At 45.5% G+C, this 22,628-nt stretch carries 29 protein-coding genes; 28 read left to right on the plus strand and 1 reads right to left on the minus strand.

Annotated features, from left to right (window positions below; translation table 11 throughout):
* Position 1: 1 nt before the first annotated feature.
* The 8 genes from AC6CIB_RS02130 (at position 2) to AC6CIB_RS02165 (ending at position 6,573) form a co-directional block, all read left to right on the plus strand.
* Positions 2–133: a hypothetical protein gene (locus AC6CIB_RS02130; protein ID WP_498277712.1), complete on the plus strand. Its 132-nt coding sequence runs from the start codon at positions 2–4 to the stop codon at positions 131–133.
* Between the two features lie 117 nt (positions 134–250).
* On the plus strand, positions 251–904 hold the full coding sequence (locus AC6CIB_RS02135; protein ID WP_498277713.1) for a hypothetical protein: 654 nt from the start codon (positions 251–253) through the stop codon (positions 902–904).
* 24 nt (positions 905–928) lie between these two features.
* Positions 929–1,078 carry a hypothetical protein gene (locus tag AC6CIB_RS02140; RefSeq protein WP_498277714.1) on the plus strand — a complete coding sequence of 50 codons (150 nt, stop codon included), beginning with the start codon at positions 929–931 and terminating at the stop codon, positions 1,076–1,078.
* A 48-nt stretch (positions 1,079–1,126) separates the two neighbouring features.
* Entirely contained in the window at positions 1,127–1,408 is a 282-nt protein-coding gene (locus AC6CIB_RS02145) for a hypothetical protein (protein ID WP_498277716.1), read from the plus strand.
* A gap of 49 nt (positions 1,409–1,457) precedes the next feature.
* On the plus strand, positions 1,458–2,378 hold the full coding sequence (locus AC6CIB_RS02150) for a tyrosine-type recombinase/integrase (RefSeq protein WP_498277718.1): 921 nt from the start codon (positions 1,458–1,460) through the stop codon (positions 2,376–2,378).
* 1,717 nt (positions 2,379–4,095) lie between these two features.
* Positions 4,096–4,302, plus strand: a complete 207-nt coding sequence (locus AC6CIB_RS02155; protein WP_498277720.1) for a helix-turn-helix domain-containing protein — start codon at positions 4,096–4,098, stop codon at positions 4,300–4,302.
* A 118-nt stretch (positions 4,303–4,420) separates the two neighbouring features.
* On the plus strand, positions 4,421–5,659 hold the full coding sequence (locus AC6CIB_RS02160) for a hypothetical protein (RefSeq protein WP_498277722.1): 1,239 nt from the start codon (positions 4,421–4,423) through the stop codon (positions 5,657–5,659).
* Between the two features lie 218 nt (positions 5,660–5,877).
* Positions 5,878–6,573: a hypothetical protein gene (locus AC6CIB_RS02165; RefSeq protein WP_498277723.1), complete on the plus strand. Its 696-nt coding sequence runs from the start codon at positions 5,878–5,880 to the stop codon at positions 6,571–6,573.
* A 42-nt stretch (positions 6,574–6,615) separates the two neighbouring features.
* Here the strand turns inward: AC6CIB_RS02165 and AC6CIB_RS02170 are convergent, their stop codons facing one another.
* Positions 6,616–6,738 (minus strand): hypothetical protein, encoded by a 123-nt coding sequence (locus AC6CIB_RS02170; protein ID WP_498277724.1) that lies wholly within the window; start codon positions 6,736–6,738, stop codon positions 6,616–6,618.
* A gap of 89 nt (positions 6,739–6,827) precedes the next feature.
* Here AC6CIB_RS02170 and AC6CIB_RS02175 point away from each other — a divergent pair, with 89 nt between their 5' ends.
* The 20 genes from AC6CIB_RS02175 (at position 6,828) to AC6CIB_RS02270 (ending at position 22,614) form a co-directional block, all read left to right on the plus strand.
* Positions 6,828–7,142, plus strand: a complete 315-nt coding sequence (locus AC6CIB_RS02175; RefSeq protein ID WP_498277726.1) for a helix-turn-helix domain-containing protein — start codon at positions 6,828–6,830, stop codon at positions 7,140–7,142.
* A 377-nt stretch (positions 7,143–7,519) separates the two neighbouring features.
* Positions 7,520–8,029, plus strand: a complete 510-nt coding sequence (locus tag AC6CIB_RS02180) for a helix-turn-helix domain-containing protein (RefSeq protein ID WP_498277727.1) — start codon at positions 7,520–7,522, stop codon at positions 8,027–8,029.
* A gap of 236 nt (positions 8,030–8,265) precedes the next feature.
* Positions 8,266–8,661, plus strand: coding sequence for a phBC6A51 family helix-turn-helix protein (locus tag AC6CIB_RS02185; RefSeq protein WP_498277729.1), 396 nt, complete (start codon positions 8,266–8,268; stop codon positions 8,659–8,661).
* A 278-nt stretch (positions 8,662–8,939) separates the two neighbouring features.
* Positions 8,940–9,512 carry a recombinase family protein gene (locus tag AC6CIB_RS02190; RefSeq protein ID WP_498277730.1) on the plus strand — a complete coding sequence of 191 codons (573 nt, stop codon included), beginning with the start codon at positions 8,940–8,942 and terminating at the stop codon, positions 9,510–9,512.
* A gap of 172 nt (positions 9,513–9,684) precedes the next feature.
* The gene (locus tag AC6CIB_RS02195; RefSeq protein WP_498277731.1) at positions 9,685–10,008 is read left to right on the plus strand and encodes a hypothetical protein; all 324 of its coding nucleotides are present in this window, start codon (positions 9,685–9,687) and stop codon (positions 10,006–10,008) included.
* A 124-nt stretch (positions 10,009–10,132) separates the two neighbouring features.
* The gene (gene terL, locus AC6CIB_RS02200; RefSeq protein ID WP_498277732.1) at positions 10,133–11,911 is read left to right on the plus strand and encodes a phage terminase large subunit; all 1,779 of its coding nucleotides are present in this window, start codon (positions 10,133–10,135) and stop codon (positions 11,909–11,911) included.
* Between the two features lie 19 nt (positions 11,912–11,930).
* Complete coding sequence (locus AC6CIB_RS02205) at positions 11,931–13,418, plus strand: phage portal protein (protein ID WP_498277733.1); 1,488 nt, start codon at positions 11,931–11,933, stop codon at positions 13,416–13,418.
* Positions 13,418–14,233, plus strand: coding sequence for a phage minor capsid protein (locus AC6CIB_RS02210; RefSeq protein WP_498277734.1), 816 nt, complete (start codon positions 13,418–13,420; stop codon positions 14,231–14,233). The genes AC6CIB_RS02205 and AC6CIB_RS02210 overlap by 1 nt, the downstream gene beginning before the upstream one ends.
* 75 nt (positions 14,234–14,308) lie before the next feature.
* Positions 14,309–14,887, plus strand: coding sequence for a hypothetical protein (locus tag AC6CIB_RS02215; RefSeq protein ID WP_498277735.1), 579 nt, complete (start codon positions 14,309–14,311; stop codon positions 14,885–14,887).
* Between the two features lie 64 nt (positions 14,888–14,951).
* Complete coding sequence (locus AC6CIB_RS02220; protein ID WP_498277736.1) at positions 14,952–15,848, plus strand: major capsid protein; 897 nt, start codon at positions 14,952–14,954, stop codon at positions 15,846–15,848.
* Between the two features lie 58 nt (positions 15,849–15,906).
* A complete protein-coding gene (locus AC6CIB_RS02225) occupies positions 15,907–16,089 on the plus strand; it encodes a hypothetical protein (protein WP_498277737.1) in 183 nt (60 codons plus the stop codon).
* Between the two features lie 17 nt (positions 16,090–16,106).
* Positions 16,107–16,496: a hypothetical protein gene (locus AC6CIB_RS02230; RefSeq protein ID WP_498277738.1), complete on the plus strand. Its 390-nt coding sequence runs from the start codon at positions 16,107–16,109 to the stop codon at positions 16,494–16,496.
* Complete coding sequence (locus AC6CIB_RS02235) at positions 16,496–16,831, plus strand: hypothetical protein (RefSeq protein WP_498277739.1); 336 nt, start codon at positions 16,496–16,498, stop codon at positions 16,829–16,831. The genes AC6CIB_RS02230 and AC6CIB_RS02235 overlap by 1 nt, the downstream gene beginning before the upstream one ends.
* A complete protein-coding gene (locus AC6CIB_RS02240; protein WP_498277740.1) occupies positions 16,828–17,253 on the plus strand; it encodes a hypothetical protein in 426 nt (141 codons plus the stop codon). The genes AC6CIB_RS02235 and AC6CIB_RS02240 overlap by 4 nt, the downstream gene beginning before the upstream one ends.
* A 40-nt stretch (positions 17,254–17,293) precedes the next feature.
* Entirely contained in the window at positions 17,294–17,623 is a 330-nt protein-coding gene (locus AC6CIB_RS02245) for a minor capsid protein (RefSeq protein ID WP_498278616.1), read from the plus strand.
* 44 nt (positions 17,624–17,667) lie between these two features.
* The gene (locus AC6CIB_RS02250; protein ID WP_498277741.1) at positions 17,668–18,201 is read left to right on the plus strand and encodes a hypothetical protein; all 534 of its coding nucleotides are present in this window, start codon (positions 17,668–17,670) and stop codon (positions 18,199–18,201) included.
* 62 nt (positions 18,202–18,263) lie between these two features.
* Complete coding sequence (locus AC6CIB_RS02255; protein WP_498277742.1) at positions 18,264–18,650, plus strand: hypothetical protein; 387 nt, start codon at positions 18,264–18,266, stop codon at positions 18,648–18,650.
* Positions 18,651–18,694: 44 nt separating this feature from the next.
* On the plus strand, positions 18,695–18,967 hold the full coding sequence (locus AC6CIB_RS02260) for a hypothetical protein (protein WP_498277743.1): 273 nt from the start codon (positions 18,695–18,697) through the stop codon (positions 18,965–18,967).
* Positions 18,968–18,988: 21 nt separating this feature from the next.
* Complete coding sequence (locus AC6CIB_RS02265; protein ID WP_498277744.1) at positions 18,989–21,775, plus strand: phage tail tape measure protein; 2,787 nt, start codon at positions 18,989–18,991, stop codon at positions 21,773–21,775.
* Positions 21,775–22,614: a phage tail family protein gene (locus AC6CIB_RS02270; protein ID WP_498277745.1), complete on the plus strand. Its 840-nt coding sequence runs from the start codon at positions 21,775–21,777 to the stop codon at positions 22,612–22,614. The genes AC6CIB_RS02265 and AC6CIB_RS02270 overlap by 1 nt, the downstream gene beginning before the upstream one ends.
* Positions 22,615–22,628 lie beyond the last annotated feature (14 nt).

Raw genomic sequence — 22,628 nt, forward strand, 5'->3', positions numbered from 1 at the left:
AATGAAAAAACTAATCAAAACAGTAGTTATCGCATCAATCTTAATGACAGGAGTAACAAGCGCAGGAGCAGCAGAAATTTCACCGCAACAAATTGTATCAGATCCAGGCGGCGGTGGGAGCGGGGGCAAGTAAATAGGAATACGAGGGGCCTTTAACCGGGCTCCTTGTTTCACCTTTCCGATTTTTTAACAAGGTAGTAGTTTAAGATAGTGCCTATGGTATAATATTGAAAAAGGGGGATTTATTTCTATGAACAAGATTACAAAACTATTATCTGTCGGTGCGTTGGCGCTAAGCCTTGCCGCATGTGGAAGTAGCGAAGAGAGCTCCGGCAATACAGACGATCAGGCGAAAAAAGCCGACACGGAAGTTAAGGAAGAAACGAAAGCTGAGTCGAAGGAAAACTACGGTATCATTTCCGACTATGGTGACGTAGAGGTTGTGAAGGAATTTGGCGATTTCAAACTCGAAGGTAATGAAAGCGTGGATTATTCGTTAACAGACGTTAAACTTATTAAGCTATCAAACTTTACGGAAGATGCGGAAATGGGTTTAATGTGGGCGCTTGGCGTTGAGTCTGCCGATGAGTTTCCGGAAGAGATTTATGCCGTAACTGGTAAAGAAGCGAAGAACAATATGACCGAAGAATCCATTGAATTTACCGGTGTACATACGCTTGCGGCCGGTACTCAGCAGGTGGATATGATCGAAGGCGACATCGTTACAGATGATAACGAAGGAAGCACCATGATGGCTGGAACGGAGCAAGCTAACGAGTTTGCAGTGCCGGTTGAGAGCGCCGATTTAGATAAGCTAAGCTTCGTACTAAGTGCTGCGTTCGATAGCGAGACAATGGCGAACGATTTCGCTGAGGAGCAAACGTTTGAGGTTAGCGCTGAATAACTATTTTGAAAGGGGATGGTAATAATGACGATTAAACGTGTTTTTAATTATGAGGTAGTAGATTTGGGCGGAAGGGATCTTCAAAAGATTCTCGAAATATACGGTCGAGAAGGCCACGAACTAATTCAGATTGTTGAGCAGAACGGTAATCTCAAATTGGTTTTTAAGAAATAAAAAAGGATTGGTAGCGTGAGGTTTAGATACGATATGGGAGGAAAGACGATGGAAGCTAAGTCTAACAGTATGCTTGACAGATTTCTCGAAGCGAAATTCTACGCCGCCGACCTCGCCAACCGCGGTGCCACTCAGTCGGAACATGACCGTGCTGACGAACTTCTACGCCAGCGTGAGCTCGCTTTATTTGCCGAACTGAACCTCGACACAAATACGCAGGAAGGCTCCGATCAATTTGACCGGTTGCTGGAATTAGCTGACGCGTACCGTCAAGACGAAACTAAATACGAAGAATTGAACGATTTTGTTAACGGCCTGCTGCACGCTTAATGTGCGGCGGGCTTTTTTTTTATTAAATTTGCGAAGGAGACTGACTATAATGATCGTAAAATTTGCGGTAAATGATTTCCTGGATGACCGAAAACTACAGAACCTGTCGCCTTATACCCTGAAGACATACAAACGTGTGCTCCGCGATTTTGAGCAATACTGCGGATCCCGGGACGTGCTGAAAGTCGAGGATATTAGCCGTCAAACTGTTAAAGGATTCATGGCGTACTGCCATAACGAACTGAAGAACGCGCCTAACACCGTGAATTTAAAATTACGTGTTCTAAAGGCGTTTGTGAACTATTTAATCGACGAGGATCTTTATGATGCAGAGAATAAACCGTTCAAGAAAATCAGTTTTGCGAAGGTTGACTCGCGCATCGAGGTTTTTAGCGCTGACCACTTGCTACAAATGCTTCGCTATTTCGAAAAGGAGTCGCGCAACAAGCCATATCACGCCTACCGTAATCGCACCATTATTATTACGTTGCTATCAACCGACATTAGACGTGGAGAACTTGCGAACCTACGCTGGAGAGATATTGACTTCGAGAACAGTATGATTATCGTGCGAGGGAAGAAGCGCAGAGAAGATGGGATTCCGATTACGGACAAACTGCGGAAGGAGCTATCGGATTTTTATAAGTATTGCCACGACTTCTTCGACGGCGATCTAAGCGATAACGTGTTCTGCTCGACCAAACGCGAGGCTCTGGCGCCGGATTCAATCGGATCCATATTCAAACGGCTGAAGAGTAGGTTCGGCTGGGAGGACGTGAGGGTATCGCCTCATACCTTCCGACACACTTATGCGTCTCATGTAGTTAAATCGGGCTTGGATTCGATAAGCTTACAACGGATGCTACGTCACGAGTCGCTGAACATGACCCTGAAATACGTACACCTATGGGGACGAGAGTTGAAGGAGAAGAACGAGAAGCATAATCCGTTGAACAAACTCGACATCTAGGTCAGTACGGCCTGTCGCACCGATGAGTGTGGCGGGCTTTTTCTATCGTTATATCAATATAGTAAAACGCCTGATTTTAACCGCATAACTGTCGCTCTATTCTCAATTAGAAATCGCAAATGATAACGGAATACGTACTCTGATTTCCCAAACGGTGATACGTACCACCCACTTTCGCCACACGAATTTCGTTAATTTCTCGGATCAATCCGCCAGCCCCTACCGTTACCCCTCGGAAAGTAAGTCCGTTCGTTTCCCTTCGATTGTTCCTTGCTCAGGACGGCAAATCAGACGTCTTAGCCCCTGTCGGCACCCTTACCCTTCGGAAACTATTTCGGCTTGGATATCGTCGTGTCTCGCAAGCCTGACGTATGTGTTCGGTCTAATGGATAAGGTTAGGGGTTGTTCTCTCGGCAAAAACCGCCTCCGTTCCAATCCCCTCATTTCAGTTGCTGAGCTGAATTAGCCTACAGTCTCGTCAAAATGTCCTCGTCTCTGGGTGAGAGGACGATTTTGCCAAGCCTTCCGGCAAATTCAGTCAGCGATTATCGTGCAGCATACCTAGTAAACGTTGAAGTCGGATGTCACCTGCAAGAAAACGTCGTATTTTATCGGATTTATATTAAAAAGGTACAAAAGACCTATCTTTGAATTAGTTGTTGCTTTTTATAATCGAATGTGCTACCCTTTTAAATTTTTTAAGAACTAAGACCTTAAGAACTAAGAACTTAAGATCTAATAATTCGGCTCCTAAAGTCGCCGCACCATCTTTAATACCTTATCGCAAAGCACTTTAAAAGACCTCAGCGAAAAATGAATTGAATGATGCCAGGACGACGGTTTTTGTCGGACTGGAATGTTTTATCTTGGTTAAAGATCGTTCTTGTTAAACGCTGGTTCTTCTTAGTGTCAAAAAGCGCCATGTCAGTACAGTCTTTGTTGGAAGATAAAGAAGAAATCTCCGGCTAATTGGCATTTTAAATGGATGTAGCCCTTGTCGCTCTAAGGTTAGCGCAGTTTAACGGTTTGGGCAAAATAGTGACACATCTCCCCGAAACAGGCACAAAAAGGTGACATACTTTCTCGCTACTTACACGGAATTATTAGTCTAGTTCACCTGAGTTTAGTTAAACGGAGTATAGTTCGTCCTCAAATTACGATAGGGGGCCGCCTGCTCATCCTGAAGGGGGTCAGTAACGTTTTTTGGAGGGCTGTCGACTTATATTCGCAGGTTGTACGATCACTCAGACGCTAGGATAGCCTCAGAACGTCTCAGATTCGCCTCTGAGCGTTTTTAAATCGATTTGAATGGTAAGATAGCCGAGAAGGTCTTCCTCGTGAATTTGGACGGTTTAAATGCGAAGTTCAGAAACGTATGTGACAGGAGGGTGGTTACGCGGTATCAAAAAGTAGAGGGGTGCGACGAAATGGGTCTGGGATTCGTATAAATTTAAGAGGGTATTTTTCGCAAATTCGTGCGGAGGGGGGTCTCGAGACTATAAGAGTAAGAGGGATAATTTAACCTTATTGATAATCATTATAAATAACAGATTGCTATATCGGTATAACATCGAATGTCTCACGTGACACATAACCGATACGAAAATTTGATAGGGTTATAGGTGATTGTGCTAATTTTATGACTAATACCTGCCCTATATAGGTGTAGAGGGAGAGGGATCTCCGTAATTAAATCGAATCCAGAGGAGGGCGAACGATGGAACCTAAACTATTCGCAACAATCCGTAAGCTCTACGGCTACAATCAGCAACAACTCTCCGACAAACTCGGTGTAAGCCAGTCACTCATCGCAAAGATTGAGCGAGGGGATCGGGTCATCACGGAACAGCTAGAACGCAAGTTATTCAGCGAATTATACTTAACGACAGATAAGGTCGCGGCAATCAAACGCCTGATCTCTTAATTTTTTTATTCCTATGTACTAAAAATGGACATACGTGTCCTGTTGGTATTATTATACGCAAAAATTTTCCGGAATGCAACACAAATAATCGAAATTTATTAAAAGGGGCGAAATTACTATGGTTGAAGCGCAAATGAAACTGTTGGAAGAGGTACTATTCGAAGCAAACTATGGCAATATGGAGTGTTCTTTAAAGCCGAAGCATCCGAAAATCAAGCGAGTGGTATTCGGTATCATCAATGCGATGGGCAAAGCGAACACATTTTCCGAATCAGAAATCGTCAACGAAGCAGCGACAAAAACATGGGAAGCGATGTCTAATTTCCGCCTAGAAAAAGACGCAGACTGGGAACGTGTTGCATCCGGTGATGATCGACATAACTTGAATCGTCTGATTAAGGCGATCGAGGCGAAACTCGAGCATGAGCTTCCGCAAATCATCAATCCGAACACGAAACGAATGTACGACCCAGAGACAGGCGGCAATGTCTACGTAACTATCGATTTCGAATCCTTGGATACGCCAATCTACGATGAAAATGATGCTCAAGTAGGCACTGTCGGTGATAACTGCACGGAATCAATATTTTCGCCTGCTTATGAATATAGTGCCAACCCTTTTCTTCAGTGGTTTCGTGAGAATCGCCACGACTTCCTGACGGTCAGGCAGAACGAATTTATCGATAGTATGTCGGTTGCTTCATCGAAGGATACAGATTACGTCGAGGAGTGTGATTTCCGTGAGTTAAACGGTATGGACCGCACTAACCTAACTAATATGAAGAAACGCATCTACGAAAGAACAATGAAAGCCTGGAAAAAGGACGGCATATCTCGTCGGGAAACGTATTTGCTGGGTGAAATCGCGAAGTATAGACAGTTTATAGAAATCGCAGAATCAGATGGGGACCTGGATGGTCAGAACGAAAAGTTATCGGGATGGATACGTCAAGATGAGTCGGTGATTGAGTTAGGGTATGAGGCGTTGGCTGGCGATGCTGCATCTACGAAGGAATTGGTTGCGTATTTAAAGGGAGAGGTGGAATCGCTGAAGTCATCCGTTTTATATGCTATTCACGAAAAAATCGAGCATCACTACGACAATTTGAAGCGTGAACTAGCAGAATATGTACCTAGCGCTGAAGTGGTATCGGATCCGGATAAAAAGGCGGAGAATGTGGCTAGAAAGAGTCGTTACAAACAATTCGCTGGTATTCAACAGTGCCGCGTTTACAACCTAGAAGGCGAATTCTTACGGACGATTGAACCTAAACAAGCGAGCTCCTACAAGATAGTGAAGCTAGATACCTACGGAATCAAACATGAATTAGAAAAGGAGGGTGAGTTAGGTGAATAATATAGACGCGATTATTGAATTGTTAGAGAAGATAGACAAGAAGCTTAGCGATCTGCAACGTAAATAGTTTTTTTATTTTTTTCGCTAACAAAGAAATCAACATATAAATGTCCACTTTAATCCTACAACAAAATATCAATTCCTGTCAAGGGGCGTTATCGGATTTTTCCTTCCGGTAGCGCCCTTTTTGCGTGGAAAAAATTCGGGAGGTAATCGAAATGTCAATTAAACAGATCATCCAAGGGCTAGGCGGAAACAAAGTGAACGAAATTGCAGTATTCGCGTATGTAAAGGAACGCCAAACCGCCACAATCGCGGAAATTGCAGCAGAAATCGAAATGGAAGTCGCAGAGGTTGAGGAATCGGTGTTCCAGCTCAAATGTATCGGGTTGTTGGCGTTGGAAAACGGGGTTGTAGTGCCGGCTGAGTATCGCGAAATGGTAAAGAACGGGTTAAGGCCGATTGATCATACGAAAGAGCTTTCGGGTGAGTATACCGAGGAAATGTTAGCGATTCTAATGGACGGCCATAAGACCAATCATAGCGAAAAAGGCCACGACATCGTACTTAATGACAGAACGAAAATTGAGGTGAAAATGGCACGTGTCCATGTGGCTGGAGGTGGAAGGGTTACTCAATACGGAATACACGGGCTGGGAGGAAATGACGTTTACGATTACCTTGTCGCTGTTCTATTTCCGAGCGAAACAAACTACGACCTCACCAAGGCGACCATCCTTTTCGTTCCAAAACACGAGGTTGCTAAGATCGTAGAGACGGATGGGAAGATTCGCATTAATGAATCGCTGAGGGGTCGGAAATACGACTGGAATAAGTTTCGCGTGACTGTGAATGAGCTAAAGGTGATTGGCCGCCAAGGGTTGACGAGTTGTGGCGGTGGAGGAAAGCGTTGAATCGCTTTTACTCGTAACAGAATGTTACCACTAAAAACCCGACTAATCACGGCGGGCTATACCTTTATACTGATTAGCTTTTGATACGATCTTATGAGCAAGTAATTTTTGAGTTTGTTCTTTGGCATACTGAAAGTTTGGTCCTATCGTGATGATCACTTTCATAAGTTCACCTCTCTAAAAAATTATATATTATCAATTTACTATTATTTGGAACATATGTAAAATTAGTTTCATTAAGGGTGTGAAGATATATGACAATAGGGCAGAAAATAAAGAAACTTCGTTTGGAAAAGAGTATAAGTATGAGGAAACTGTCTAATGAATTAGGAATTTCTCATGCTCATGTTTCGAAAATTGAGAGTGAGGAAGGTGGACTCTCTATTGAATTGTTAATTAAGATTGCGAGTTACTTTAATGTACATGTATCTTATTTCTTTACTGAGGAAGAAAATCGAAGTACAGAATTGCCTATTATTGATGGAAAAGAAGTAACTGAAGAAGAAAAAAAGAAAGTAATAGAATATGTACGATTTTTACGTTATAGCAGAGAAAACCCAAGCTCCTAATTGCAGGGGCTTTTTTAATGCGCGTTTTTGACTAAGACCGTCCCTAATAGAGACTGAGGGAGGAGAACGGAAGCAGGCATTCACATTGGCCCGAGCAAGTCGTTCCTCCCGCAAATTAATCGAAAAGGAATTGATGCGAAATGAAAGACAAATTAACGTTTATCTACAGTCGCCGAGTGAACCGGTTTTTAATAGATCGATGCGGACTCGTGCCGATTACAGAAGCAATTAACCCTAATACAGGCAAGACGTTCAACTTATACGAAAAGACTCCGGCTCTACAGACCGGACTTGACCAATACAAGGCGCAACAAAGCAACGCCAAATAATACGAAGTTAATCGAAGCACTACAAATTAATCGAAAAGGATGATCCGAATGAAAAACGAAGCGAAGAAATATCCATACGAAATTAACGAATACTACTCGCCAGGACTGAACAGTCTGAAGCGAATCTATACAAAACATCCGAAATTTAACGGGAACACTCGACTGATTTACGAACTGATTTTCGACTACTGGAACGATGAATACGGATATGCGTTTCCGACTAAGTACGACCTGGCGCGAGACAGCGGGCTTTCATTGTCCGGTGTGAAGACGCAAATACAGACGTTGACTAAGCTCGACTTGATTGTTGCGAAAAAAGCCGAGGTTAACGGGCGGCGGAACAACGTATACCGCGTTAAGCAGCCGGTCAAGACAATCGAGGAATTTTATCGCAAGTTTCCGGAGGTACGGGAGCAGGCGGAAGAGAAGCTGCGAAAGATTGACGCTGAAGAGTTGGCTGATAAGGCTCGTTGGACGGGCGGAGTATTGCCGGTTAAGGAAGACGCTGAAGCAGTCGAAGAGGTTGTCGACACAGAAGACGTAATGGATTGGTTATGAATATACGGTCTTTTTTATACCGTGTATACGGTCGAAATTAAACCGTACGTACGGTCTTTTTTAAACCGTTAAATAAATGTACTTAAATAAATTTACGATATAAATATACATTTCCGACTCATAAAATCGTCGGCATTATTTTCTATTATATATAGAATCGCAGAAAAGAAAGAGAAACCAAACAAAGAAACCTGCATACGGTCTTTTTTAAACCGTATTAGAAAGGAGATATAACGATGGGATTAAAACGAATCGATGCCGAGCAACAACTCGCAATTAAGTGGTTATCACTTCCGAAGAAAGGCGGCAAGACGTTTGAAGAAATCGCAGAGCTTTGCGGAGTTCATCCAAACACGCTTTATAATTGGCGCCGTGATCCGTTGTTTGAAAAGGAATTGAAACGCGAAATTGTCCGGTCCACAATCGATAAGCTGCCGGAAGTAATGGCGTCTATACCGGATCATATTATCAAAGAAGGTAACGCTGCGATGCTGAAGACGTTCTTGCAGACGCATGACATGTTGACTGACCGAGTAGAAGTAACGCAGAACAGTGAGGAAGGCAAAGACATTGACGCTATCAAGGCGAGGCTTGCCCGTTACAAACAGGCGGAATCCACAACGGAAGAATAATGGCGTCTATATTATAGAAGAAACTCGTCCGACGTGGTGTGAATCGCTGTGATTTATCGCTATTACATCGACTGCAAGCGCATGGCGCAAGACCTCCCGGAAATTTTCGCAGGCTTACCCGTTCCATAAACGATTATTTGTGAAACGATGCTGACATGGCGCATAATTACAGTGTTTATCGCTGATTTACCGTCTCAAAAGATAGTTTCATTTCATAGTTGCTAAAACGTACCGTTAATGATACGATTGTAACAACAAATGAAACGGAGGCGTTAGCGATGAAAATAGGATATGCTCGTGTTAGTACGCAGGATCAATCGTTGGATTTGCAGGTAGATGCGTTAAAGAAAGCTGGATGTGAACGCATATACACCGAGAAGATGAGCGGTAAGAAAGATGACCGGCCAGAGCTGCAAAAGTGCCTGGACGCGCTTAGGTCAGGCGATGCCCTGGTGGTATATAAACTGGACCGGCTTGGGCGCTCGACATTTAAGCTGTTGGAATTGACGGCATGCTTTGAGCGGGAAGGTATCGACTTTGTTTCCGTGGTTGATGGCATCGACACTACTACGCCAGTCGGTCGGTTCTTCTTCCGTACTATGGCCTCTATCGCAGAGCTTGAACGGGATATCATAGTCGAGCGTACTCAGGCAGGGCTACAAGCGGCAAGGTCACGAGGACGAGTAGGCGGTCGGCCAGCCAAGCCGAAGAAGGATGTTGAACGAGCGCTTAAACTATATGATAGTAACGAGTATTCTGTTCCTGAAATCGTTGAGTTGACCGAAGTCAGCAAAGCGACTCTTTATCGAGCGATAAACAATCGTAAACAACAGAGTGAAGTCGATCGTTAATTCGGTCGGCTTTTTTGTCTTCGTGAGGGGGGTACACACGGGGGCACGTGCGCGCGTTTCTACGTCTAGTGCCAGATAAATCCGGAAATCAAATTTAACTTTTTAACTTCCAATTAAAGGTGTTATCGCAATTGTTGTCGAAATCTTTCCGTTAGAAGGGGGAGGTTAGACGATGGGTCAGAACGAATTATTATTCGAGAATGATGGGTTCGAAGGTTGGAACGAAGGGCCGTCAGGTGACAATAGGCGCTTAGTTATAAGAAATGGTGACTTCGCTGTTTTAGACGTCAAGGTTTCCGGATCAACAGTAGCAGTTCAAGATAGCGGAGTAACAGAAACTAATGTTTACGAATGGCTGTGGGCGAAAGGGATGGAGTATATAAAAGCGCATCCCGAAGTAAGATTCGCAGATTTGTTGGTTACGTCTTACCATGTGAGACAAGGCAAGTTACAATCCGACTGGGCGACTTTTGAGCGTCAAGTCATAAAGAAATAATTTAACCGAAGGCACTCCGTCGAGGGGTGTCTTTTTCTATGCGCTAAAATCGAATGCCTAACGGTTTTAGTCGTACTTACATACTAAATCTCACGGTGAAAACCGAAGGAAGGAGGCGGTCGTCATGGCATGGGTATCAAATCGCTGGTTACCGAGGCGTGAGCGTAAGGAACTGATCGACAGCACCAAGGAACTCATCGACGCAATGCTTGAGGCGGAGTCAAAAGTCGGTCTTGCGCCGGTCGAATACGAAGAATTAGACGAACTGGTTTCGGAGCTTGAACGCTTGAAACGGATTCACCTTTGCGAAACTAACTTACTATACTTCGCTTGGGAGTATTTCAGCGAATCACGTAATCCGGGCAACAGCGGAAACTGGGACGGATTTGAGCTCGACAGCCTTGACGATGCAGCCGAATTTCACCGAGAAATATGTGCCTCGATTGACGAAGTTTCAAACGTGGTCAGGAACGCCAAGATTGTGCGAGCAGCGCCCCGATCACACGGAAAAAGCTCGTACTTAAGTAAGGCGGCTCCCCTACGCGAAACGGTATTTCGGAAAAGAAAATATATCATAATCATCTCAGAAACGCCGTCAGTATCGGAACCCAACCTTGAATGGCTATCTGGTCAGCTAAAGACTAACGCTAAGCTGCGGGCTGACTTCGGCCCGTTACTATCGCCCAAGCAACAGATGAACGACAAGGATAACAGTAAGGAATTTATCGCATGGGAGACGGCAGGAAGTGACGGCAAGAAACAGACAACGATGGTTCAAGCGGCATCTACCGGCCAAGCGCTCCGAGGCAGAAACTGGGACGGTTCACGTCCGGATTTTATAATCGGGGATGACCTCGAAGATATTAAGACAAACGCAGCCACGAAAGAACAGCGGGAAAAGTTGCGAGATTGGTTCGCTCAGACGGTAATGCCATTGGGTGACGCCAAGGGAGAAAAGACGGCATTTATCGTAATGGGGACCGTCGTGCATGAGGCGAGTTTGCTTAACGACTTGCTTCACAATCGCGCAGATTTCAAGTCGCATAAATACAAGGCGCTAATCGAGATGCCGGATCGGATTGACCTTTGGGAGAAATGCCAGGCGATATACCAAAGCGATCAGATTCCGATAAATGAACGTGAGATCAAGGCGAGAGAATTTTACGAAGCTAACCATGCTGCTATGGATGAGGGCGCGGTTGTTTTATGGCCGGAAGTTCAACCGGTATGGAAGCTGATGACGTGGAAATGGGCCAATGGATCGAAAGCCTTTAATACGGAGTATCAGAACGAGCCACGCGATGAAGAGTCGCAAATATTCGTTCCGGAAAACTTCCACTACTTTGACGAATCGGATTTATACGATGACAAAGGGCGCCCAATGCCGTTAGATTACTATGCATACTGGGACGTAGCTGCCGGTAAATCTTCGCGAGCTGACTTCAACGCTATTGTTACCATCGCAAGGAATCGAGTAACCGGTGTAATTTATGTGGTAGACGCTTGGGCTAAGAAATGCCCGGCACACGTTGCGCTGAATATGGCGGTAGAGAAAATAGAGGAATTCGGACATAGAATTTTCACAGTCGAGACAATCGGTGTTGGGTACGATATGTATCGCCAATTACAAGATAAGCTTCAGAAAAAACGAATATATTCCACGAAAATTAAGTCAGTTTCGCATCACGGTACAAAGAAAGAACAGCGTATTGAAGCGCTTGAGCCGTTGTGTGAGAGTGGCTTTTTGCGTTTTAAGAAAAGACATAGTTTGTTACTTGAGCAAATGGAACAGTTTCCTACCGGACAGCATGACGACATTCCTGACGCATTGACTGGGGCAGTTGATTCAGCCGGGGGAGTAAGAAGGAAGCGTGCATTCCATCGCAAGCCACCAGGCTTATAAAAAAACGGAGGTGAATCGTTTGAGCCTATTTAAACCGGGAGAGTATTACCCGCCAGTTGGGCACGAAGACCGAATCAATCGGTATCGCAAAAACAAATTAATATTCGAAGGAAGACACCACATTGCTTTCGATGATTTGATCGATAAAGTAACCGATAACCAAGCGGAAATGATTTATATTAGTTTGAATCTGGCGAAATTAATCTGCAACAAATCAGCCGATTTCCTGTTCGGGGAGACACCAACATTTAGCGCAGGGAAGAACGATGATTCGAATGAACAGTTAGCGATCGAAAGGTTAGTTGAAGAAAACGATTTAAACATTACCAACTACGAATCAGCGGTTGGTAACTCCTATCGCGGCGACTCCTTTTACAAGATTCGTTGGTGTCAGAAATACAACGGTTTACTGCCGAAAAACACGGATCCTTTTAAGATTATGATTCAGCCCCAAAAAGCCGAATACGTTTTTATCGAGTTCTTGCCGGGTGATTCTAAAACACCGTTAGCTTACCATATCGCTTACCCTCAGATAGTTGAAGGAACAGGCGATGAGGAGTGGGTGTTGAACGTAGAGTCGCATTACCCGGGGTTTATCAAATATTCGAGCTTCAAACTGACGCCTTTCCGAACATCTACAGCGGAAAATAAGGTGCTGGAATGGAAAATCGAAGAAGAGCTTGAGGATGATAGGGAAGACATTCAAACAGGCGTTAACGAACCGTTAATCGTCCACATTCCGAACTACTCAACAGACGATGACTTTTTCGGTACGGATGATTTAACTGAAAATGAATCGTTATTCTTCGAGATCAATAATCGACTTACCAAAATCGCAGAAATCCTAGATAAGCATTCAGACCCGGCTATGGCGGTGCCTCAAGGAACACTAGGCGAGGATGAAAACGGTCAGCCGATATTCCATGCTGGCAGAGATAAGATGTTTGAGGTCAGCGACAAAGAACAGCCACCGAAGTATATAACTTGGGACGGTCAGTTGGAGGCAGCATTCCGTGAACTAGAATTGCTTTTGGACCAGGTGCTCACTGTTTCAGAAATCCCTCCGGTCGCACTAGGTAAAACGGACAGCGGAACAAGCGGCTCATCCGGACTATCTATCAAGTGGCGCATGAATAGTTTGCTATCGAAGATTAACCGGAAACGTCAATATTTCGATAAAGGACTGAAGAAAGTTATCCTACTAGCTCAACAGCTAGAGCATGCGAAGCTGGGTAAGGACAAACTCGGCTACGAAATTACGGTTCCTAAGATTAAATTTAAAGACGGACTGCCAGACGATGAAATGGAGCAATCCACTATCGCAAACACTCAAACTGGCGGAAAGCCTGTCACTTCTCAATTAACGGCAATCATGCGAATTCATGGCTACACAGAAGCGCAGGCTCGCATCGAACTGGAAAGAATTCGCCAAGAGCAAAAAGACGAGGAATTTGTATCAGTTTCAATCTTTAACGACCCGCAGTCGGAGGGAGAGGGCGATAGTTAATGCCGAATTATGATAGCGAAGTCAAAGTGCTCGTCGGCTATTACAAGGCAGCAATCGCTGACATTCTTCAGGAGTTAGAACGTATTGATTTATCGGACTTCCGACGCGTCAATTCTCTCGCTGTTCTGAAAAGCATTACGGAAATACTTTCCGAGCTTGATAGAAAGGCGGGGGCATGGGCGGAAAAGCAACTGCCCGTGGCCGTTAAGGAAGGCATTGAAGAAGCGATACTTGCCCTCGGAGTTGTTGACACGTTGGAGGAAGCGAAGAACATTGCGACATTCAACCGGTTAAACAAAAGCTTGGTTGAGACGGTTGTGGCAGACACTCAATCCGATTTATTGGCCGTAACTCAAAACGTTAGTCGCAAAGTCAGGACAACTGTCCGGCAAGTGGCGGCAGAGGTGCTGCGGAGTAATATTTCGCAAGGAGTAAACGGCGTTAAATCAATCAAGCGTGATTTGCTTCAGGAATTGCGGAAGAAACTCGGCGAGGCTGCTAACACCGGTATAGTAGACGCGGCAGGCAGACGTTGGCGGCCAGATGATTACGTTGACATGCTCGCTAGAACTAAAATGATGAACAGCTATCGCGAATCTACTCAAAACGAAGCTGTATCGCGTGAAGCGTTTTACGGAATTATCAGCCGGCACGGAGCGAAGGACGCCTGTAAGAATTGGGAAGGTCGGATAATCAAGCTAACGCCGGACGCACCCGGTAGTTATCCTTACATCGGCAACCTACCGCAACGAGAAATTTTCCACCAACGCTGCCGTCATGTTGTATCACCAATAAGAAATCCAGAACGCTATTGACCTGGCGGATGTCATGAAAAGACGCAAATTTATCGAGGCGTTGCTCGAAATAAAAACGAAATTGGAGGAAGAGAAATGAAACAACCAAAATTATTGCCGTTAAACCTACAGTATTTTGCCGAAGATGGAGGCGCTGAAACCCCGTCTGCTGAGACGATAAAAACAGAAAAAAGCGCTGACGAGATTATGATTCCGAAAAGTCGATTCGATGAGGTTAACGCTAAATATAAAGAAGCGAAAACAGGTTACGAATCACTTATGGCGGAAAAAGAGCAAGCGGAAGTCAAGTCACAAGAGCAACAAGGTAAGTACCAGGAGCTTTACGAAAAAACGACGAAGGACCTTGACGGATTTAAGTCGCAATTCGAATCTGCTGATACGCGAGTTAAAGAGCTGGAAGGCGTTATTGAAGGCTTATACAGTTCGAGGCTTGAAGCGGTTCCGGAGGATTATCGTGATTTAATTCCGGATCATCTGTCGGTTGAGCAAAAACTTTCATGGATCGATAAGGCGGAAGCGAAAGGAATGTTCGGCAACTTAAAGTCGGATAAACCGGTCGGCGACGCAACAAATCCAAGTCCAAAACAATCCATTGACCTAAATAATATGAATTCAATGCAATTACTTTCAATGGGATTTAACAAAAAGAAGTAGAAGGCGGTCTGTATAAGCAGGCGGCTTTTTTATTTTAAACAAAAACTAAAGGAGTGTTTTATTCATGGCAGTAACACTATTAGAATCCGCAAAATTATCACAAGACATGTTAAAAAGAGGGGTTATCGAGGAATATGCGAAAAACTCCGTAGCTCTTGAAATCCTACCGTTTATTGAAGTCGCTGGTAACTCTTACGCTTACAATCGTGAAGGTACTCTTCCGAATATCGACTTCCGTGGAGTTAACGAAGCATATGTAGAAGGTTCTGGGACAGTTAACAACCAAAACGCCAGCCTTTCTATCGTTGGTGGAGATGTGGACGTCGACCGTTTTATCACTAAGACTCGCAGCAACATTAACGATCAAAGAGCGATTCAAACGCAACTTAAAGTTAAGGCGCTTGCTCGTTTCTTCGAAAAGCAATTTATCGATGGCGATGTAGCTTCAAATCCAAAAGGTTTTGACGGACTTAACAAACTGATCACTGAGAACATCAGCGCAGGTACTAACGGTAACTCACTAGAGCTATCTATGCTTGATGAATTGATCGATGCAGTAGATGGTGGAGCTAACGTTTTACTAATGTCCATGGAAATGCGTCGTAAGCTAAAAGGCATTCTTCAAGGTAGCAATCACTACATTGAATCCGGTGAAGACAGCTTTGGTCGCCCTGTTATGACTTACGGCGGTGTTCCGATTAGAACTATTGGTGCAGACAATACTGGCGCTCAAATTCTTGGTGCGGATGAAACTCAAGGTACTGCTTCAAATGCGGGATCCATCTACGCACTACGCGTAGACCAAGCTGACGGAGTCGCGGGTATCACTAACGGTGGTGTAGACGTTGAGGATCTTGGCGAACTTCAAGAGAAACCGGCATACCGTACTCGTATTGAATTTTACGCTGGTCTTGTTGTTCAGAACTCCAAGTCTGCAGCACGTCTTCGCGGTGTACTTTAATAACTAATAAAGAATCGGCGTCTCTAGTAGGCGCCTTTTTCTATAAGGAGGTTTTAGTTTGAAGTATCGAATTAAAACGCCGAGTGAGTTTTATAACGGAGAAACTGAAGGCGTTGTGTTTACCGATGGACAAGGCGAAACGGAAGATAAAAATATCCGAAACATTCTCGTAAACGACTATGGATACGAGGAAGTCAAGGCGGAGGTCAAGCCGAAGAAAGCCAAAGCCTCCGAAAAATAAAACGGAGGTGACCGGTTATGGCAGTTAACATTACTGACGCTGATTTATACGTGGAACAAAATATCATCGATATAGAAGACTGGCAGGAAGCTGAAGAAGCAAAGAAGCAGCGACTGTTGAATGTAGCCGAAAGGGCCCTCGCGAATCAATATGCCGAATATGTCATACCCGACACCTCGGTCTATGAGTTCGCGGCAGTCCTGGCGGTTGCTTATAACGACACGAATCGCCTGAACAATCACGGAATCGCTTCGTTCTCTATTACCGGAGTCGGATCGTATAACTTCAAGGATACGCAGTCTCGCAAACTTACGGCATTTATTCCGCAAAGTGCACTCGATTTAATCAGCGAGGCAAACGGCGGTATTAAGTTAGGCGGATTACGTGTTGGAAGGTCGGTGAGGTAATGCCGATCGTACCAATGAAACAGACGATTACCGTTACTTCTTCGGCAGGTCTTGATGAGTGGGGAGAGCCGATTGAGTTAGCGCCAGTAAAGCATAAGTGCCGGGTTGACGAAGGCACTATCGCGGTACGATCAAAGACTGGCGGCCTTTCTCAGGATGGAGAAGTTGTTATCGCTGAAGCGCGAATCCTACTCGATAAACTTGTATCGATTGGCTACGATGACGAAATTAGCTTTACGAATGAGTTAGGCGAAACCCTTACTCGTAATCCGAAAGAGATAAACGTTAAGCGAAATATCTCCGGCAAGCCAATCCTTACGGAGGTGATCGTATGAGCCTCGAATTTGATGCCAGCGATTTCTTTCGACATCTTGACGTCAAGGAAGCAAGAGCGCATGTTGCGGCTGTGAGGGGAACGCAGGATGCGATGGACGACTTACAACGTATCGCTGTTGACATAGCGCCAATTGAGGCCGGTATTTTACGGGCAAGCGCCAAGTCGAAAGTGACAGCGAAACTCAACGCCGACATTATTGGTGAGGTAACGTTCAGCGCAATCAACAAAGACGGCAACGGTCGATTTAACTATGCTCTGTGGACGCATGAATTTATGGAAAACCTCGGCACCCTATCGGCACAATCGCCAGGTACAGACGGCTATGCAGTCGGCAACAAATACCTTGAACGTCCTTTGATGGGCGAGGCTGAAAAGTATCTCGGTTGGATTGCTGAAGAAATCAAAAAGGAGATGGACTAACGTGCGAATACTCGAGTTGATAAGTTTTATAAATGGCCGAGTGCCTGACGTTTATTATCCGAATCGATTTCCAGCAACTGCTGCCGATTCTTGTGTCGCTGTTCGTCTAACAGGCGGATTTCCTACCGACCAATGGACCGGCAAAAAACAACCGTCTTTTCAAATCCTTGTTCGCGGTACAAAGACGTCCGAGGCAGAAGCAAGGGCTTATCGCATTCATGAATCGCTAACCAACCTGCGTGAAGTTAGAATCGGTGATGATTCGATAGTGGTGATTCGCTCGAATAACAGCGTACCAATTCATATCGGTGAAGATGAGAATAACAGACCAATATACTCAATAAATTTTGATTGCGTCGCTCGGCCTTAGTGCTGGCGGCGTTTTAATTTTGCATAAAACAAGGAGGAATTTAAATGGCGGGAATTAATGTACCTATCGGACCGGCGATCGTCGAGTATGGTGAAGCTGCGGAAATGGTGACGTTTGATTTTACGAAGGGTGGAATCGTCTTTTCGTATGCAACGTCTAAGCAAGACGTAACGGTCGATCAATACGGCGACACCGTTGTTAAATCGATTATGAAAGGGCGTACTGCACAGGCGGTTGTTCCGTTTGCGCTGCACGACCTTGACAAACTGGCGAAAGTAACACCGAACAGTGAACTTATCACGGATGCTACAACGCCGACTAAGAAGAAACTCGTAGTTAAATCGGAAGCAGGTTACGACATGCTGGCGAACGCTAAGAAACTCGTAATCAAGCCGACTGATCCGTCTGCAAGTGCCAATGATTGGATTACGATTCCACTCGCAGGTGCTATTTCTGACGGAGAACTAACGTACAACAGCGACAACGAACGTATCCAAAACATCACGTTTGTGGCGTACCCAGATATCGCAAACGGTGGCGACCTATTTATCATGGGTGACGAAACTGCAACTGCATAACGATTAATACGGGCGCCTTAACTGGCGCTCTTTTTATTTTAGTAAACGGAGGTGTAACGCCCATGTTGAAACAATTTCGAAAACTATCGGCGCTTAACGAGCACGAAATGATGCTTGGTGAAAAGCGTGTGAAGATAAATAAACTTACGCCGAACAAGTGGCGCGACCTATTTGAGACGGTCGACAAATTGCCCGGCATTATCGTGCAGGTTATCACTGCGCCACAAGACGACTTTTACGCTTACGTTATCAACGGACTCGACATTGCGATGGAGGAACTGATTCATGTAGTCGCCATTTTGTCTGAGATTGATGAGGAGTACATTGACGCTGAAGTAGGCGTTGATGAAATTTTCGAATACCTGGCGCGAACAGTCAAGAGAAACCGACTTGACAGCGTAGTAAAAAACGTGAAAAGCCTTCTCCCGAAGCTCAGCGACAACAAATAAGCACGGAAGAGGGCGAAAACAAATACGCGCTTGATGATTTCTTGATGGATGCGGCAGTGTTACTCGACAAATCGCAGGTAGAAATTGATAACGGTTACTACATGGTTGATCTCGCTAAACTGATCGAATCAAAACGTAAGGTTGAAGCTGTAGAAAAGCTGGAGAGCGTTCGTATGACACTCGGAACCAATAACCGGGGTATGGAGGACGCTGAGTATAAGGCGCTAATCGCAGACCTTACAAATCGTATTGGCATGAAGCAAGAGACGAAATTCAGTCGAGATAAATTCGATCAATTACGAGCGATGACTAAATAACGGAGGAAAGGAGGCGGTTAAATGTCAGATGCAAACGCAGGCCGCATTCGCGCTACTCTCGAGATCTCTAATGAAGATTTTATGAGGCGTATGCGAGAGTCAAGGCGTGAAATGGACACTATGGGAAGCCGTGCCAGTCGGGCCAGTAAGGAATTAGGTGCGATTCAAAAAGCGAGTATGGGCATGGCGGCAGGAATTGCGGCGGTTATCGGGACGTCGGTTTCCGTGGCAGCAACATTCGAACAGTCAATGAGCAAACTCGGGGCAATCAGTGGAGCAACGGACACTCAGCTAGCCGAATTAGAGAAAACTGCGCGTGAGTATGGAGCCAGCACTCAGTTCAGTGCATCCCAAAGTGCGGAAGCGTTGACGTATTTAGCGATGGCTGGATTTAAAGTCGAGGATCAAATCTCAGCACTACCGGCAGTCCTAAACGCTGCTGCCGCCGGAGGGATTGATTTAGCAAGTGCCAGCGATATGGTTTCAAACGTCATGACAGGTTTCGGTATCAGTGCGCAAGAAACCGAAAAAGCCGTAGACGTTATGGTTAAAACGATGAACACGGCAAACACAAACTTACCGCAACTTGCTGGCGCTATGAAGTATGTCGGTCCTGTTGCTAAATCGCTCGGAATTTCATTCGAGGACACGGCTGCAGGAATCGCCAGCATGTCAAACGCAGGAATCCAAGGCGAAAGTGCCGGGGTTTCCTTACGTGCTGCCTTACTCAGCTTAGCGAATCCTACCGGTCAAACTAAAGACGCGATGGAAGAGCTCGGAATTAAAGTAACGGATGCAAACGGAGCTATGAAGTCTTTACCTGAGTTGGTCGGACATATCGGCGAGAAAATGAAGGATATGACGCAGGCACAGAAGACAGCTACAGTCGCTCAGTTAGTTGGAACGGAAGCAGCAAGCGGATTCCTCAGCTTGATTTCCGACGGTGAGCAAAAGCTCGCTGATTACTCGAAGGAACTTTCTAACAGTGCCGGGACTGCTGCCAAGGTAGCGAAAACGATGAACGATAACCTGATCGGAGCATTTAAGGAATTTCAATCCGCAGCCGAGGAAGCCGGAATAAAAGTCGGAAAAGAGTTCCTGCCAATCTTTACGGAAATCGTAAAAGCAGGATCCGATATGGTTCGCACATTGACGGAAGTTGACACTTCGACGATTAAGACCGGCCTTGCATTCGCTGGAACTGCCACAAGTATCGCATTGGTGGTTTCTACGCTTGGAAAATTATCACTTGCGTTAAGGACGATGTTCATTGCCGGCGGACCAGTCGGAATTGCAATCGGTTCATTATCCGTACTTGGAGGCGTACTGATGGCCGCGAAAGTTGGTCAAGACGAATTTAACAAGGTGACGCTCGATGGTGTTAACGAGATGGAGAAGAATCGCATGGCCCTCGAAGGTAACATCAATGAATACGACAGGCTAACGTTGAAATCAAGGCTATCAAACGATGAACTCGCTCGATTCGTAGACATTAATTCGGAAATCACGAAGACTGCGGATCCAGAAACAATCGCCCGACTCGGCCGAGAGCAGGATAATTTATACGAGAAATCCGGTTTATCTAACGAGGAACTTGATCGCCTCGTTCAATTAAACGGTGATATTGTCGCAGCAGTTCCAGAATCTAATACAGTTCTAACGGAACAAGGGAACATTCTGCTTGAGAATACGGGTGCCGCGAAAGAATTCAACGCTCAACAGGTCGAGATGATTCGCCTGGAACTTGAGGCTAAACGTACTAAACTCGAAGCGAATATGAAGGGCCTGCTGCTTGAAGAGAAGCGGATCTCCGGTGAAATTAACACGGAAAAGCAGAAGATGATTGACCTCGATGTTCAGGAAAGCAATCAGCTCCGAATTATTGGCGGTATTGAAGACGAACTGAACGCGGCAAAAAAGGCGGGAAATGATAGCGAGGCACAGCAGTTAACTTTCAACCTGGCACTCGAGAAGAAGAAATTGCAGGAAATTAAAGACCAGCGTGCCGAAGCTGCCAACGTGGTGCTTGAACGGTCGAAAGAACTCGATAAGATTCAGGAGCAAATCGGCCAACTAGACGAGGTTAAATACAGAATGGTCGAAATCGAACTAAAACAAGCCGGTATTAACTCAAAACGCGGCGAAGAAATGAAAACGCTCGAGTCTGAGCTAACAACGCTATATAAGCAGAAAGCCGAAATGGATAGCATTAAAGACTCGGCGACCCGTAACACGGCCGAATATCGAAACGCCAAGGCTGAAATCGACGCCAAAATCAGTAAGCTCGAAGGCGTGCGGAGTAAAATCCACTCAATCATCGGAACTGCCGACACGTTGAATAGTCGACTAGGCGCGGATATTACCAAACGTATTTTCATCCAGGAGGTAGGCGCAAGGAATTACGCGCAAGCAAGCCGGGCTGCAAGGTCTTTGGGCGTAGATACAAGTCGACATCAAGGCGGAACTTTGCCGAAATTACATGTTGGCGGATATGCGAAGCAATTGGCAGAATCTCCGAAGCACAACGAAATCGACGTTCGATTACTCCGCAACGAAATGGTGTTAACGGAGTCTCAGCAAGCGAACCTGTTCCGTATGATTGACGCGGGCATTACCTCGAATACGTCAGGCAGCGGCGGCGGAAACGCTGAGTTAGACCGTTTAGTCGCTGCGTTAATGAACAAGGAAATTCGAGTCGTTTCAGAGCTTGACGGCTATGTTGTCAGCGAGGCGGTACGTCCGTTTATTGACGACGGGATGCGGAAGGACTTCGGCAACGAGCTTCGGACATCGGGGGTGAAATCGTAATGAAAACTATCGACAATTTTAAAATCGTAACGAAGTCCGGCGTAGAGTACGACATGGCGGCTTACTTCGGCGTGCTTGTGCGAAGCTTTTCGATTTCCTCGCCATCGCCCGAAATTGAAACGGAAAAACTCGAAAACACCAGCGGATTGGTGCGATTAGGAAAGACGTGGGGGCCACGAAGATTGAGCGCAGCCTGTTCATTCTTTCCGGTAGACATCGAGGACTTGGCGCTATTCAGGAACGAACTATTTCGCGTTCTGATGAATCCGGAACCCTTCTACTTAATCGCAGACGCAGAACCCGGTAAGCGGTGGCTAGTAGAAGTTGACGGATCCTGGACGCCTGAAAAGTTAGGTTATTACGGCGAGTTTTCGCTTGAGTTTATCAGCTACTCTCCTTACGCCGAATCGGTCGGAACGTCGCTCACGTCGACGGACTTCGAGCAGGACGGCGTTTGGCAAGTCGGGCAAGGGTTGATTGAGGCGGGCGACTTACAGTACACGCACACGACCACGACATTTTCTATTTACAATCCGGGAGATGAAACGATTAATCCACGCAACATGCCGTTAGTGATTTCGTACAAGGGCGCAAGCACGAACTTGGAAATCCGAAATCTGACAACGCTCGAGACGTGGCAATATACCGGGACGACGGCCAGCACGCTTGAAACGTTGGCGATTATGGGAACACGCTCGACGAAAAACTTGGTCGTCAGCATCTTCGCCGACACGAATCGCAAACTCATCACGTTGGCGCCTGGATGGAACGATTTTCAACTCACGGGCACGAGCGGGAGTTTCGAGGTTAAATTCGACTTTCGCTTTTATTATTTGTAACAAAAATTCGCAAG

This window comes from Rossellomorea sp. GQ25, from assembly GCF_059758515.1.

Coding starts and splice junctions, on each gene's coding strand:
- AC6CIB_RS02235 (WP_498277739.1), top strand. CDS start 16,496: ATGCCGATCGTACCAATGAAACAGACGATTACCGTTACTTCTTCGGCA.
- AC6CIB_RS02165 (WP_498277723.1), top strand. CDS start 5,878: ATGTCAATTAAACAGATCATCCAAGGGCTAGGCGGAAACAAAGTGAAC.
- AC6CIB_RS02170 (WP_498277724.1), bottom strand. CDS start 6,738: ATGAAAGTGATCATCACGATAGGACCAAACTTTCAGTATGCCAAAGAA.
- AC6CIB_RS02160 (WP_498277722.1), top strand. CDS start 4,421: ATGGTTGAAGCGCAAATGAAACTGTTGGAAGAGGTACTATTCGAAGCA.
- terL (WP_498277732.1), top strand. CDS start 10,133: ATGGCATGGGTATCAAATCGCTGGTTACCGAGGCGTGAGCGTAAGGAA.
- AC6CIB_RS02230 (WP_498277738.1), top strand. CDS start 16,107: ATGGCAGTTAACATTACTGACGCTGATTTATACGTGGAACAAAATATC.
- AC6CIB_RS02140 (WP_498277714.1), top strand. CDS start 929: ATGACGATTAAACGTGTTTTTAATTATGAGGTAGTAGATTTGGGCGGA.
- AC6CIB_RS02175 (WP_498277726.1), top strand. CDS start 6,828: ATGACAATAGGGCAGAAAATAAAGAAACTTCGTTTGGAAAAGAGTATA.
- AC6CIB_RS02220 (WP_498277736.1), top strand. CDS start 14,952: ATGGCAGTAACACTATTAGAATCCGCAAAATTATCACAAGACATGTTA.
- AC6CIB_RS02195 (WP_498277731.1), top strand. CDS start 9,685: ATGGGTCAGAACGAATTATTATTCGAGAATGATGGGTTCGAAGGTTGG.
- AC6CIB_RS02270 (WP_498277745.1), top strand. CDS start 21,775: ATGAAAACTATCGACAATTTTAAAATCGTAACGAAGTCCGGCGTAGAG.
- AC6CIB_RS02145 (WP_498277716.1), top strand. CDS start 1,127: ATGGAAGCTAAGTCTAACAGTATGCTTGACAGATTTCTCGAAGCGAAA.
- AC6CIB_RS02215 (WP_498277735.1), top strand. CDS start 14,309: ATGAAACAACCAAAATTATTGCCGTTAAACCTACAGTATTTTGCCGAA.
- AC6CIB_RS02155 (WP_498277720.1), top strand. CDS start 4,096: ATGGAACCTAAACTATTCGCAACAATCCGTAAGCTCTACGGCTACAAT.
- AC6CIB_RS02260 (WP_498277743.1), top strand. CDS start 18,695: ATGGATGCGGCAGTGTTACTCGACAAATCGCAGGTAGAAATTGATAAC.
- AC6CIB_RS02255 (WP_498277742.1), top strand. CDS start 18,264: ATGTTGAAACAATTTCGAAAACTATCGGCGCTTAACGAGCACGAAATG.
- AC6CIB_RS02190 (WP_498277730.1), top strand. CDS start 8,940: ATGAAAATAGGATATGCTCGTGTTAGTACGCAGGATCAATCGTTGGAT.
- AC6CIB_RS02150 (WP_498277718.1), top strand. CDS start 1,458: ATGATCGTAAAATTTGCGGTAAATGATTTCCTGGATGACCGAAAACTA.
- AC6CIB_RS02210 (WP_498277734.1), top strand. CDS start 13,418: ATGCCGAATTATGATAGCGAAGTCAAAGTGCTCGTCGGCTATTACAAG.
- AC6CIB_RS02130 (WP_498277712.1), top strand. CDS start 2: ATGAAAAAACTAATCAAAACAGTAGTTATCGCATCAATCTTAATGACA.
- AC6CIB_RS02180 (WP_498277727.1), top strand. CDS start 7,520: ATGAAAAACGAAGCGAAGAAATATCCATACGAAATTAACGAATACTAC.
- AC6CIB_RS02240 (WP_498277740.1), top strand. CDS start 16,828: ATGAGCCTCGAATTTGATGCCAGCGATTTCTTTCGACATCTTGACGTC.
- AC6CIB_RS02250 (WP_498277741.1), top strand. CDS start 17,668: ATGGCGGGAATTAATGTACCTATCGGACCGGCGATCGTCGAGTATGGT.
- AC6CIB_RS02185 (WP_498277729.1), top strand. CDS start 8,266: ATGGGATTAAAACGAATCGATGCCGAGCAACAACTCGCAATTAAGTGG.
- AC6CIB_RS02265 (WP_498277744.1), top strand. CDS start 18,989: ATGTCAGATGCAAACGCAGGCCGCATTCGCGCTACTCTCGAGATCTCT.
- AC6CIB_RS02135 (WP_498277713.1), top strand. CDS start 251: ATGAACAAGATTACAAAACTATTATCTGTCGGTGCGTTGGCGCTAAGC.